General features: G+C 68.3%; 12 protein-coding genes. All 12 read right to left on the bottom strand.

Annotation, left to right across the window (positions count from 1 at the left end; all coding sequences use genetic code 11):
- Entirely contained in the window at positions 1-1,539 is a 1,539-nt protein-coding gene (locus BGI51_RS21315) for an ATP-dependent DNA ligase (RefSeq protein ID WP_437179420.1), read from the bottom strand.
- A gap of 2 nt (positions 1,540-1,541) precedes the next feature.
- Positions 1,542-1,721, bottom strand: coding sequence for a hypothetical protein (locus tag BGI51_RS24220; protein WP_437179419.1), 180 nt, complete (start codon positions 1,719-1,721; stop codon positions 1,542-1,544).
- Entirely contained in the window at positions 1,718-2,737 is a 1,020-nt protein-coding gene (locus BGI51_RS21310; protein ID WP_187979657.1) for a ligase-associated DNA damage response exonuclease, read from the bottom strand. Before BGI51_RS21310 ends, BGI51_RS24220 begins: the two co-directional genes overlap by 4 nt.
- A 64-nt stretch (positions 2,738-2,801) precedes the next feature.
- Positions 2,802-3,587, bottom strand: coding sequence for a carbohydrate deacetylase (locus tag BGI51_RS21305; RefSeq protein WP_187979656.1), 786 nt, complete (start codon positions 3,585-3,587; stop codon positions 2,802-2,804).
- Positions 3,500-4,699, bottom strand: a complete 1,200-nt coding sequence (locus tag BGI51_RS21300) for a GNAT family N-acetyltransferase (protein WP_187979655.1) — start codon at positions 4,697-4,699, stop codon at positions 3,500-3,502. The genes BGI51_RS21305 and BGI51_RS21300 overlap by 88 nt, the downstream gene beginning before the upstream one ends.
- Positions 4,696-5,376, bottom strand: coding sequence for a GNAT family N-acetyltransferase (locus tag BGI51_RS21295; RefSeq protein ID WP_187979654.1), 681 nt, complete (start codon positions 5,374-5,376; stop codon positions 4,696-4,698). Before BGI51_RS21295 ends, BGI51_RS21300 begins: the two co-directional genes overlap by 4 nt.
- Complete coding sequence (locus BGI51_RS21290) at positions 5,373-7,283, bottom strand: hypothetical protein (protein WP_187979653.1); 1,911 nt, start codon at positions 7,281-7,283, stop codon at positions 5,373-5,375. The genes BGI51_RS21295 and BGI51_RS21290 overlap by 4 nt, the downstream gene beginning before the upstream one ends.
- The gene (locus tag BGI51_RS21285) at positions 7,280-8,581 is read right to left on the bottom strand and encodes a lipopolysaccharide biosynthesis protein (RefSeq protein ID WP_187979652.1); all 1,302 of its coding nucleotides are present in this window, start codon (positions 8,579-8,581) and stop codon (positions 7,280-7,282) included. Before BGI51_RS21285 ends, BGI51_RS21290 begins: the two co-directional genes overlap by 4 nt.
- Positions 8,578-9,573 carry a polysaccharide deacetylase family protein gene (locus BGI51_RS21280; protein WP_187979651.1) on the bottom strand — a complete coding sequence of 332 codons (996 nt, stop codon included), beginning with the start codon at positions 9,571-9,573 and terminating at the stop codon, positions 8,578-8,580. The genes BGI51_RS21285 and BGI51_RS21280 overlap by 4 nt, the downstream gene beginning before the upstream one ends.
- A gap of 1 nt (position 9,574) precedes the next feature.
- Positions 9,575-10,708, bottom strand: a complete 1,134-nt coding sequence (locus BGI51_RS21275; RefSeq protein WP_187979650.1) for a glycosyltransferase — start codon at positions 10,706-10,708, stop codon at positions 9,575-9,577.
- On the bottom strand, positions 10,701-11,648 hold the full coding sequence (locus tag BGI51_RS21270) for a glycosyltransferase (RefSeq protein ID WP_187979649.1): 948 nt from the start codon (positions 11,646-11,648) through the stop codon (positions 10,701-10,703). Before BGI51_RS21270 ends, BGI51_RS21275 begins: the two co-directional genes overlap by 8 nt.
- Positions 11,645-12,874 (bottom strand): O-antigen ligase family protein, encoded by a 1,230-nt coding sequence (locus BGI51_RS21265; RefSeq protein WP_437179418.1) that lies wholly within the window; start codon positions 12,872-12,874, stop codon positions 11,645-11,647. Before BGI51_RS21265 ends, BGI51_RS21270 begins: the two co-directional genes overlap by 4 nt.
- Between the last annotated feature and the right edge of the window lie 88 nt (positions 12,875-12,962).

Genomic DNA, 12,962 nt, shown 5'->3' with positions numbered 1-12,962 from the left:
CTAGGCCAGCAGATTCTGCAGGATGTCGAGGGTGTCCGCTTCGGCCACCGGCTTGTCGTGGCGCCAGCGCAGCATCCGTGGAAAGCGCACGGCGACACCGCTCTTGTGGCGCTTGGACAGGGCGATGCCCTCGAAACCCAGCTCGAACACCAGGGTCGGCTCGACGCTGCGTACCGGACCAAATTTCTCCACGGTGGTGCGCCGGACGATGGCGTCCACCTTGCGCATCTCTTCGTCGGTGAGGCCGGAGTAGGCCTTGGCGAAGGGCACCAGGGTGCGTTCGCTACTCTCCGGCGGACCGTCCCAGACGGCGAAGGTGTAGTCGGAATAGAGACTGGCACGCCGCCCATGGCCGCGCTGGGCGTAGATGAGCACCGCATCCACCGAGAAGGGATCGACCTTCCATTTCCACCAGGTGCCCATGTCCTTGGTGCGGCCGACGCCATACAGCGAATCCTTGGCCTTGAGCATCATCCCTTCGACCCCCAGGGTGCGCGAAGCCTCACGCTGGCGGGCAAGGTCCTGCCAGTCTTTGCCGTGCAGCAGCGGCGAGGGGCGCAGCAGCGGACTGGCGCAGCGCGCCACTACCCCTTCCAGTTCGGCGCGACGCTCGCGTTGCGGGTGGCTGCGCAGGTCATGGCCCTGCCATTCCAGCAGGTCGTAGGCGAGCAGGATGACCGGTACGTCTTCGAGGATCTTCTTGCCCAGGGTCTTGCGCCCGATGCGTTGCTGCAGCAGCGCGAAGGGCTGCACGCCGAAGGGGATGGGCGCGGCCGGATCGCGGCCGTCCTGCTGCTCGCGCACTTCCTCGCTGCTGAGCAGGGCGTCGGGCGCGGCGTCTTCCTTCCAGACCACGATCTCGCCGTCGATGACGGTGCCATCGGGTAGCGATTCCGCGAGGGGATGCAGTTCGGGAAAGCGATCGGTGACCAGATCCTCACCCCGCGACCAGATCCACAGGCGACCGTCGCGCTTGACCAGCTGGGCGCGGATGCCGTCCCACTTCCATTCCACCTGCCAGTCCTCGGCCGGCCCCAGTTGCGCCTCGAACTGCTCAACCGGCAATTGCAGGGCGTGGGCCAGAAAGAAGGGATAGGGCTGGCCGCCACGCTGGGCATGCTCGTCCGGACTTTCCGGGGCGACCAGGCGGGCATAGCCCTCGGCGGTGGGGCGGTGGGACAGATCGGTGTAGCCCACCAGGCGCTGGGCGACGCGCTTGGGGTCCAGGTCCGCCAGAGTGGCCAGGGCGCGGGTCACCAGCAGCTTGGAGACACCGACGCGGAACTCGCCGGTGATCAACTTGATGCAGACCATCAGACTCTGCCGATCCAGCTGGCCCCAGAGCGGCGGCAGGCGCTCGGCCAGCTCCTCCGGTGGTAGGCCGCGCAGGGGCAGCAGGTACTCCTCCAGCCAGAAGGCCAGGCCCTCGGCATTGGCGGCATCGGCGGTGGGAATCAGCAGTGCCATGGTTTCGGCCAGATCGCCCACCGCCTGGTAGCTTTCTTCGAACAGCCACTCGGGCAGCCCGGAGAGGGTCATGGTCAATTCACGCAGCTGCCGGGTCGGCACCAGCCGGCGGGGCGGCCGCCGGCGAGGAAGTACACCGCCCAGGCGGCATCCGCCGCCGGGGCGCTGCCGAAATAGTCCACCAGCGCCGCAAGCTTGGCATTGCTGGAGGTGGTGGCGTCGAGACGCCCATAGAGTTCGGCGAAGGCCTTCATGCCTGGGCCTCCGCGGTGACGGGGGTATCGTCTTCCTCACCGTATTCGGTGGTGAAGCCCTGGGCGTCCAGGCCCTGGTCGCGCAGGTAGCGCACCAGGGTGGCGACCGAGCCATGGGTGACCATCACCCGCTCGGCGCCGGTCTGCTCGATGGCCCACAGCAGGCCCGGCCAGTCGGCGTGGTCGGAAAGCACGAAGCCGCGATCCACGCCGCGCCGGCGGCGGGTACCGCGCAGCATCATCCAGCCGCTGGCGAAGGCGTCGCTGTGCTCGCCGAAGCGGCGGATCCAGGTGCTGCCGCCGGCCGAGGGCGGCGCGATGATCAGCGCCTGGCGCAGCGTCGGGTCGCTCTTCTTGAAGTCGCCGGCATAGTGGGTTTCCGGGATGCGGATGCCGGCTTCGCGGTAGACCCGGTTCAGAGGCTCCACCGCACCATGGGCGAGGATGGGACCGATCTCCGGATCCAGGCCGTGCAGGAGCCGTTGCGCCTTGCCGAAGGCATAGCTGTAGAGCACGCTGGCCAACCCCCTGGCCTGGTTGGCGCGCCACCAGGCGTTGACCTCGGCAAAGATCTCCGCCTGGGGGCGCCAGCGATAGATCGGCAGGCCAAAGGTGGATTCGGTGATGAAGGTGTGGCAGCGCACCGGCTCGAAGGGGGTGCAGGTGCCATCGGGTTCGACCTTGTAGTCACCCGAGGCCACCCAGACCTCGCCACGGTATTCTAGGCGCACCTGGGCCGAGCCCAGCACATGGCCGGCCGGGTGGAAGCTCAGCTTGACCCCGTGGTGATCGATGACCTCGCCGTATTCCAGGGTCTGGAGATTGATGTCGGCACCCAGCCGGGCGCGCAGGATGCCGGCGCTGCCGGAGGTGGCGAGATAGTGGCCGTTGCCCACCCGGGCATGGTCGCCGTGGCCGTGGGTGATGACCGAACGTTCCACCGGATGCCAGGGATCGATGTAGAAGTCGCCGGGCGGGCAATAGAGCCCGTCCGGGCGAGCGATGACGAGGTCCATGGGCGCCGCTCTGCTGGGGGATTACCCATAGGAACGGCGGCTGGGCTCCGGAGTTCGCCCTGCGCTAGGTTGGCAGGGATCGTGCCTTGAGCTGGGCATAGCCGAGTCGCTGATAATCCTTGAGGGCGTGATCCAGCAGCGTGGTCAGAGAGGTTTCCGGCGCCAGGTATACATCGCCGAAATCGCCATTGGCGAGCAGGGTCGGATGGACCACCACCTCGACCGGTCCCCGGGCGGCCAGCAGGCCGTCCTCCAGGTCTCGCGGCGTGCAGGCGAAGACGATGCCGCTGCCGCCGCTGCCGCCGCTGGCCTGCAGGCGACGGTTAACCAGCCATTTGTAGAGGTGCTTGAGCGGCCCCAGGTTGCGGCCCAGGTTGCGGGCCAGGCGCACCGGCACGCCCTGGCGGGCGGCGAAGTCGGCCACCAGACCGGCCAGTGCCCAGCGGTTGTGGACGTGCTGGTGAGAGTCCAGATGGGTTGGCAGCACCCCGTGGTCCAGGCAGCGGCTCCATTGGGCGGCCATCTCGGCGCGCACCGCCTGGCGTTCGCGTGCGGTCAGCCGGGGCAGCCCCAGCGGCAGGCGCAGGCTCAGCTGGCCTGCGGGCGTGCAGAAGCGCGGGCAGTCGTGCAACGCCGCGCTCAGTGGGCTGCCGTGGGTGAGGTTGAGGTGCAGGCCGACCCGTCCTTGCAGTCCCTGGGCGAGGATGGCCTGGCAGGCTTCGGCAAAGGCCGGCATGTTGGCCATCAGGGTGGCGGAGCTGATTACGCCCCGCGCGAAGGCGGCCAGGATGATCCGGTTCTCTTCCGACGACAGGCCGAAGTCGTCGGCGTTGACGATGGCGTAGCGCATTCAGGCCCCGGGGCTTTACGTGATCGCAGGCGCTCGCGCCCCTGCTTGAACAGCTGCCAGGCGCCGGCCAGCAGCGCCAGCAAGCGTCCCTGGGGCGAGCGGCTGTAGAGGCTCCAGCGCCAGTGCGTGAGGCTGTCGGTCTGGCGTTCGTGCAACTGGTGGCTGGAGTTGTGCAGGCTCACCCGAGAGGCGTCGATCCATTCCCAGCCGGCCTCCAGGCCCCAGCGCAGCCATTCGTCCAGCAACAGCCGGCCACTGCCCAGGGCCGCATGGTCCGGGTGGAAGGCAATGTTGTAGTCATAGAGGCGCCCGCCCTGCAGCAAGCCGAGGCGATAACTGAGGCAGACGCCCTGGTGCTCCAGCAGGACGACGCGCAGGCCGTCTTCGGCGGCCAGCCCCTGCAGCGCTACCTGCATCCAACGCTGGCGACGCGCACCGGAAAAGATGCCCACGCCTTCGCTGCCCTTCCAGCTCAGGGCTTCCAGCGCCTGTAGCCGAACGGCGAGGCTGGGCCAGTCCTCGGCAGTAGGCGCCAACCGCTGCACCACCGCCTCCCGTTCGGCGCAGCGGCGGCGCGCCCGGCGCAGTTCGTGGCGCAAGGGGGCAGCCGGCTCCTCCGCGTCGGCCGGTTCGATCTGGTGGCAGGGCACCCGGCAATTGACTCGCAGGCGTGCCTGCGCGGCCAGTGGGCGCCAGCGCTCAAGGATCCATTGATCCTGCTCGGTCAGTTCATCGAGTTCGAGCAGGACATGGGGCAGCCGATCTGCGATCTCCTGGTAGACCCGCTCCGCCAGATCCGGCTGAGCGGGGTCCAGGGCCAGGGCCAGGCGATCGCCGAGGGGATAGCCGAGGTGCCTCAGCGTGGTCCAGCCCAGGCCCAGGCGCCGCTCGCGTTGGCGTACCAGCGGCAGGCAGGCCAGCAGCCGCTCGGCTCGCCACACCTGCAGCACTTGCAGATCGGCGCCTGCCGGCAGGGCAGTGGCCGCGCCCTGGAGCCAGGCCAGCCGATTGAAGGGCGTGGCCTGGGGCAGGCGCGCCAGCAGATCGGCATAGGCCTCCGGCGCCAGATCGGCAGGTGTCAGGGACGGACGCCAGCAGACGCTCAGCATCATGCCTCGGCCGCTGCTGCGGCGGGACGGCGCACACGCCGCAGGTGGTCGAGCGAGGGCGGCTGGTAACGGCGCCAGCGGTGATAATGCAGGCAGCCGAACAGGCAAAAGACCTCGACCTCTTCGCCCAGCTCTTCAAAGGCCAGACCGAGGTGCAGCTTCAGGGCCGCCAGGTTGCGGCGGTTGATGAGCACCCGCATGCGTCGACAACCCTGGCGCTGCTGGTCTTGCCAGATGTGTTCCAGCAAGGCCAGGACCGCGCCGGTGCGGCGATAGGCAGGGGCGATTTCACCGGTGAACTGGTAGGCGCACTCGGCCGGTACGGGAATCAGGCAGCGATAGAGCTGGCTATCGTAGTAGTCCTGGTTGGCGACCCAGGTCATGCCAACCACTTCGTCCGTCGGCGCCAGAATGGCGTAGCCGGTCTGGCCGCTGCGGTGCAGAGCGGCCAGGTCGTCGCCGTAATGGGCGAACTGGCGCGCCACCGCTGGCAGCAGCGCCGGGGTGATCCTGACCACCTGCAGGTTGCGATTGCGCCGGTGCTGATGGGGTAGCGTCAGATCCCGTTCGAGCAGTACCAGACGCCAGCGGTAGCAGCCGAGGCGCTCGCCAAGCACCCGCAGGCTGCCCAGCAGGCCCTTGCGCCTGATCCGGGCCAGGCCGTCACCCAGGCGGATCATGGCCGGCTCCAGGTGAGGGCAAAGAGCGCGCCGGGGGGCAGCGCGAAGCTGAGCTGGTCGCCGCTGCAGCTGAAGTCGGCCTGGCGCGGACCTTCCGGCAGCAGCAGTTCCAGGGTACCGCTGCGGCAATTGGCCGGTGCGGCGGCCAGGGTCACCTGTTGCAAGCGCTGCGCCTTGTTGACCCCGAGAATGCTCAGTCGCCGGGGTCCGGACATGGCCAGGGCGTCCACCTCGAAGGCGTCGTTGTCCAGACCGACAACACGCTCCAGCCAGTGCTCACGCACGAAACTCCAGGCCTGGGCCACTGGCTTGGCGGCGAAGCTGTCGCCGCTGGCGCGCCAGAGTCCCTTGGGATAGCTGTCCTCGTCGGCCAGCTGGAACCAGCTGACCAGGTCCAGCAGACCGTCCTGGGCGCTGGCGATGGCGACGCCGGCCCACCACTGGGCGGCGTACCAGGTGTCCTGCTCATAGGGACTCAGGCTGTCGCCACTGGAGATGTTGGTCTGGTCGAGCAGCAGCGCCTTGCGCGGCCGGCCTTGCTCGTCACGACCGACGAGATCGGCTGCGGCGAGGATGTCGTCGCGATACCGCCGGGTGGCCAGCAGGTCGCGGATCATCCACTGGTGCCAGGCGATGGCATCGATGTCGGACACGTGTTCCTGGAGCAGCTGACGTGCCCAGTCCAGGCCGCGGCGCTGGGCGGCGTTTTCGCTGAAGGGGCCGTCGACGAATCGGGAGCTTGCCGGTACGGCGATCCGCACCCCGGCCTCCCGCGCCCAGGGCACTGCCTTGACCTCTGCCAGCATGGCAGCGAAGTAGCGGGCGAAGGCGCCATAGCCGGGATAGTTGAGATTGGGCTCGTCGGCAAAGCTCAGGTAATGCAGGCCGCCGTTCAGGGTTCGGGTGGCGTCGAGCCAGGCCGTCAATGCCCGCTGGCTGTCCGGGTCGGCGCCGAGCAAGGCACGCCGGCCGGACCCGGCGAACAGGGTCATGTCGACATCCAGGGCGAAGCGCTGGCGATAATCCTGGCGCACCTTGAGTTCTCGGCCCGGGGCGCGATTGAGGATGTCGGTAAAGCTGTATAGTCCCGCGCCCTGGGGCTGCAGGTTGGCGAAGTCCTTGCGCAGCAGGGGCGGGATCTCGGCATAGGGCAGGCCCAGGCCGAGCCGTGGGGTAGGGCCGGGAGAATCCTGGCGCAGCCGCAGGGCGACCTGGCCGGGGGCCTGCTGCAAGGGGTGCAACTGGGCAGGATCCTGGGCGAAGAGGTTGGCGGTGCCGTCCAGCCAGAAGGAGGTCTTGCCGGACCCTATGAGTTGCAGCTTGAAGATCCGGTCATGGTCGGCGACCGGCAAGACGAGCCGGTCGAAGTCGCTGTAGCGGGCATGCCGCTGCAAGGGCAGACGCAGGCTGACCTCGCTGTCTTCGGCCTGAGCGGTAAGGCCATCGACGCCGCCTTGGTACTTGCCGTTGAGTACCGCCCGTTCTCCGGCGCCGACCCGGAAATAGAGTTCGACGCCGCGGCCGACGTCGGCGGTCAGGTGCAGCTTGGCGGGCTCGAATTGCGCCCGGGTGGCTGCGTCGTGTACCAGGCGATAGTTGCGAAAGCTGTAACCCGGCACGTCCAGCCGATAGTCCAGGGGACTCGCGGGAAGGGCCAGCTGAACCCGCCCGCTGACCTGCGCGGCAGCGATATCCACCTGCTGTTGCAACTGGCCCCTGCCGTCCAGCAGATAGAGCTGTTCGCGGTTGGCCGCGGCTTGCCAGGCCGGCTGCCAGTCGAGGGTGAGGGTGTCGCCGGTACTGGTTTGCAGATAGAGGTTGCCGGACCTGAGCTCCTGCCAGGACAGCGACGCCGCCTCGATATTGCCCAGCCACAGCGCCAGGCAGCCTAGCCACAAGGATTTCATCGGGTTCTCCGTTCGCGCCAGAGCTGGCGCAGCAAGTGCAGATCGCTGGGCAACAGCAACAGGGTCTGCTGCCAGGGCGTCGCGCTCAGCCGACAGAACAGCGCCAGCATGCCCAGGGTCGCCAGCCCGTAGGCGAGCGATGACGCCAGCCCGGCGCCGACGATGCCCAGGTGCGGCAGCAACAGGAGGTTGGCGCCCAGATTGACCAGGGTGGCCAGGCCCAGCAGCAGGGACAGGCTGCCAGGGCGTCCCTTACCTAGGAGATCGAGCCGCAGAATGCTCGCGTAGCACAGGGCGAACACCCCAGGCAGCAAGGCCAGCAGGGCCGGGTAGGCCGGTAGATAGGCGGCGCCGAACAGCAGGTGGATCAGCGCCTCGCCGACCACCGCCAGGGCCAGGCAGGCCAGCAGCATCACGCTGGCGGTCAGGCGCAAGGCCAGCGGCGTGAGGGTCTCGATGCCCTGGCCCTGCTGCAGCAGGCGCTTCATCAAGGGGGTGGTCACGGCTTCCGGCACGATAAGCAGCAATTCCACCGCCGCCGTGGCCATGGCGTACTGACCAACCGCACTAGGTCCGAGCAGGCTGGCAATCAGCAGGTAATCGGCCCGTAACAGCAATTGCTGGAAGAGCACGTCCGGATGGCTGCGGCCACTGAAACTCAGCAGTTCGCGGGTGCCGTCGGCTGGCCAGCGCGGACGCGCCGCGCCGCGTCGGGCCAGCCAGGCCCAGCCCGCCAGTGCTACCAACGCCAGGCTCAGCAACCAGCTGATCAGGGCGGCCAACAGCGGTTGGTCCCGCCAGACCAGCCAGAGCGCCAGCAGCAGGACCAGCGGCAGGCTGGATTCGAGCAGCCGCAGGCTGTTGAAGGCAGTCACCCCGCCACTGGCATTGTGCAGGGTCAGCAGTCCGCTCTTGAGCACCGTCAAGGGCGTAGCCAGCACCAGCAGCCAGAGGGTCAGGCCGAGCTGGCGAACCACATCGAATTCCAGACCGAATTGGCGCACCAGAAAGATACCGCCCAGGGTGGCCAGGCAGGCCAGCAGGCAACCGAACACCAGCAACTGGCCGAGCAGCAGGCCAAGGGAGCGCTGCTGGGCGGCCTGGACGCCGAGAGTGGTGTTGAGGCCGCCACTGGTTGCCGCGGCGATCAGGTCAGGCAGGGAATTGAGCAGGGCGAACAGGCCGCGGTCCGCGGGACCCAGCAGGCGCGCCAGGAGCACGTTGCGGGCCAGCCGCAAGGCGATGCTGGCGAGTCGGGTCGCCAGGCTGAACAGCAGTTGGGCGCGGTATCCTTTCATCCGCGCGCCGCCTTGAGCAGGCGCCAGCCCAGGCGCCCCGGGCGCTGGGCTGTGGCCTGGCCAACGTCGACCCGCGGCAAGGCCAGGCGTGGGCTGTCCGGTTTCACCAGGCCCGCTGCCGTACCCAGGGCGAAGCGATAGCCCAACTGGGTGATCGCCTCGCGCACCCCGGCGTCGTGGTCACCGTTCGGATAGCAGTAGATCGGCAAGGGGTGAACGCACTCCGCGGCCAGGGTGCGCTGCGAGCGCTCCAGCTCGAGTTGGAGGGCGGTGGGCGTCAGCTGGGTGAGGATGGCGTGGGCCGCGCCATGGGGCCCGAATCTCACCAGGCCCGAGCGTTCCAGAGCGCGCACCTGTTCCCAGTCCAGGGCATGCGGTTGGGCGGCAGGGGGGCACAGGGCCGCCAATTCGTTCAGCTGGGCGGGGGGTAGTTGCTTGAGCTGCGCCAGATAGTTACCCAGCAGCCGGCTACGGGTCTGGCTGGGATCGGTTTGCAGGAGTCGTGCGGGAGCCCGGTGGTCGAGCTCGGCGAGCCGGGCGAGCAAGGGGCCGGCGGCATGGTTATCGGGCGCTTGCCAGAGCAATTCGCCGATGGCCTCCCACCAGAACGGCTTGCCGGTACCGATATGGTCGGTGGACAGAAAGATGCTGGCCGGCAGGCCCCATTGGCGCAGCAGGGGAAAGGCCAGCTCGGCGTTGTCGCGCCAGCCGTCGTCGAAGGTCAGGGCGAGGCGGGGGCGTCGGCCAGCGCCCGGCTGCAGCAGTTCTTCCAGGGGCACGCAGTCGAAATGCGCGCCGATCCAGTCCAGCAGGCGGGCGAAGGTCGGCTGGCCCAGGCACAGGGCGGCGCGGTGCGGCGGACTGGCCAACTGGTCATTGGCCAAGACCCGATGCAGCATGAGGATGGTGCCGGCGGTTCGCAGCTGGCGCTGGGCCAGGGTCGCCAGATAGAGTCCGCCGACCAGTTGCTTGAGCAGTGCCTGGGGCGTCATGTCAGCGATTCTGCTCCGGATTCCACAGCGTATGGCGCCGGCCCGCCAGGAACTGCACCAGCCCTACGGCCATGCCGGCCAGGGTCACCAGCAGAAAGGCCGCCAGGCGAAAGGGGCGCGGCAAACGACCCTGACGATCCAGCAGGCCGAGCAGGGCACTGCCATAGGCCAGCAATTGGGCGGCCAGGGTCAGCTGGTAGCACGGCGTGGCGAGCAGCAGCAGATTGCTGGCCAGCAGCGGCAGCAGCGCGAGCGGCGCCAGGCGGCGCAGCAGCTTGTGGCTGAGCAGCGCCAGCGCATAGCGGCCATACCGAAAGGGATTGAGCAGCGCCTTGCGCTGCGCCAGGCTTTGCAGACCGCCGATGGTTACCCGCAGACGACGGCGGAACTGGTGCTGCGGCGCATCCACCCCCTGATCGAGCACCCGCGCGGAATCCACGTAGGCAATGCGGCGCTGCGCGAGCGGGGCGCAGGTACTGAGAAAGAAGTCGTCGTTGACCTCGCCCGGGATCGGACTGAACAGCTCGTGACGTAATGCCAGCAGCGCGCCGTCGGCAGCCACGGTGCAGCCCAGGCGATCTTCCGCCTGGCGCAACCAGGCCTCGTAGCGCCGGTACAGGCTGTCCCCCAGGCTCAGGCCGGTGCCCGTTTCGAGAATGCGCAAATTGCCACCGCAGGCGCCCACCTGGGGATCCGCCAGGGGACCGAGCAATTCGGCCAGGGTGGTCGGCGCCCAGCGATTGTCGGCATCGGTAAAGACCAGAATTTCCCCACGGCTCTCGGCCACGGCGGCGTTGAGCGCCGCAGCCTTGCCGATCCGCGGCAGGTCCAGCACCCGTACCTGGTCACTGGCGAAGGCCCGTGCCAGGGACACGGTGGTATCCGTGGAGCCATCGCTGGCGACCAGGATATCAAGCGCCGTGGGGTGATAGGTCTGGCTCAACAGGCTGGCGAGCTTGGCCTCGATGTGGCGGGCCTCGTTGTGGGCGGCGATCACCACCGAGACACTCAGGGGCGGCGCAACGAGACGAGGCCGACGAGGCGTCAGCCAGCCGCCGCAGGTGATGGCCAGGGGGTAGCCGAGGTAGGCATAGAGGGGCACGGCGACGCTCGCCCAGAAGATCCATTCAGCCACGACGCGGCCTCCTTACATTGCGTTTGAACAGCTGCAGCAGGGTGGCCACCGCGCCCAGGTGCAGGCGAATACCATGCAGCAGCCAGAGTTGCAGCACCAGGAGTGGCTGGCGTTGCCCGAGCGTCTGGCGCAGGGCCAACGCCAGCGGCAGTACCAGCGTCGCCGTAAGACCCGTAGCCAGCAAGCCAGGCGAGCCAAGCAGTCCGCCGAGCAGCGCCAGCAACGAGCAGCCGGCGGCGCCCAGGCAGAGCAGGGAGAACCGCCAAAGGCCAAGGCGGACAGGGCGCCTGGACAGGTGCCCGCTCTGGCGCCACAGTTCCTTGCCTAGCCACTCGTGCCAGGAGGCCTCGTAGCCCCAGTGCAGAACCGTGGGTGCCGGGATGGCCAGCTGACGCGCACCCAGGGCGTGCAGGCGCAGCCCCAGGTCCTTGTCTTCGCCGGTGCGCAGGCTATCGTCGAAGCCACCGACCCGCTCGAACCAAACACGCGACAGACACAGCGCCGGCGTCGGCAGCCAGCTACGCCAACGCCTGCGCGCGCTGCCCAGACTGCGCCGCTGCCAGGCCCGGGCATACCAGGGCGCCTCGGCAGGGGCCAGGCAATCCAGGGTAAAGGCATCCGCTCCAGCACTGCGCTCACGTTGCCAGATCAGCAGCCAGTCGTCCGGCACCTCGATGTCGGCGTCCAGAAAGGCCAGTTCGCCATGGTGAGCCCTGGCGGCGCCCAGGTTGCGCAGCCCGGCGATGCTCAGGCCGCGCCCATCGAGCACCCGAGCACCCAGGGCCTGGGCTAGCGCCGGGCCGGCATCGGTGGAGCCGTTGTCGACCACCAGGATCTCCGGCTCCAGCCCCGCCCGCCGCGCGGCGCGAGCCACTGCTAGCAGGGTGCGCTCGATATGCCGCGCCTCGTTGAACAGCGGGATGACGATGCTCAAGCTCATGCCGATGCGCCCGTGGCCGCGGGGGCGCGTGTGGCGCTGTCGCGCAGGATGCTGGAGAGCGCCAGGAGCGCCCAGAAATACTTGTGGTTGGGAATGCTCAGAAAGGCCATGAACAGGGCTACCGCCAGCAGGCTCAGGCCCAGATGCACGGCGAGATCGGCCTGTCGTCCCTGCCCCTGGCGGCCGCGCAGGGCGCCGGCCCGGTAGCAATTGTAGAGCGCCTTGCCGATCAGGCCGACGAACAGCAGGCCGGCGGGTACGCCAAACTCGCTGAAAAGCTCAAGATAGGTGTTGTGCGCACGGCGGTAGAGGTCAGGGACCTTGAGGCCCATGGAGTAGGCACTGGCATAGCCGGTTTGCGCATAGTGATAGGGAAAGGTGCCGGGGCCGGTACCGAACCAGGGCTTGGCAGCGATCATCGCCTCGCCCACCACGACATAGGAAGCACGTCGCCCCAGGGACGGATCTTCTTGCGGATTGATGCCCTCGCCGAGGCTGCTCAGAGAGGCGATACGCTCGAGGTAGGCATCAGGCAGGACGGTGACCGCCGTGGTCAGCGCAAGCGCCGCGCCTAGCAGGATGAAGCCGAGATGCCGTGGCCGTACCCGGCGCAGCCGAGGGCGGTGGTGCCAGAGACCGATCAGCAGGGTTGCAACCGCAACGATCAGGCCCGAGCGCGAGTCGGTCTTGACCAGGCCGATGCCGAGCAGGACCAGGCAGAGGATCCACAGCAGCCGGAGCACCGGCTGGCGCTCGTGCAGGAGCAGCAGGATCGCCAGTGGCAGGGCCACGGCGATGAGCAGCGCGAAATAGTTGGCGTCGCTGAGCAGGCCGATGGCTCGTCCACCCACCTCATGACCCTTGGTTAGCAGGCTCAGCAGGCAGGTCGTGGCCACGCCGAGTACCACCAGTCGACACAGCCAGAAGAGATCGAAGTCCCGTAGCGCCAGCAGGGTGATGGGAAACAGCGCCATGCCAATGAACAATTCGCGAAGATTGCCTACCGAGGCATCCGGACGTTCGCTGTAGATCAGGCTGAGGGCGGTGCAGATCAGGAACAGCACCAGCAGCCGCCAGAGATTGCTGCGCAGGTCACGCAGCGGGGTCTGGCGCACCACCAGGCGCAGCGCCAGGACGGCCAGCATGGCTCCACCGATCAGCTTGGGTGCGCTGACCGCACCTTCGCTGACCAGGTCCTCGAAGGGCACCAGGGCGAGCAGGCCCACCGCCCCCAGGCCGGACGCCGCACCAGTATGGCCAGACCCGCCAGGCCGAGCAGCGCCAGGGGCGCAAGGAACGGCCAGGGACTTGCCA

This window comes from Pseudomonas oryzihabitans, from assembly GCF_014522265.1.
Classification (GTDB): domain Bacteria; phylum Pseudomonadota; class Gammaproteobacteria; order Pseudomonadales; family Pseudomonadaceae; genus Chryseomonas; species Chryseomonas aestiva.
Note: the sequence above shows the minus strand (reverse complement) of the source record. Positions and strands in the feature narration are given on the sequence as shown.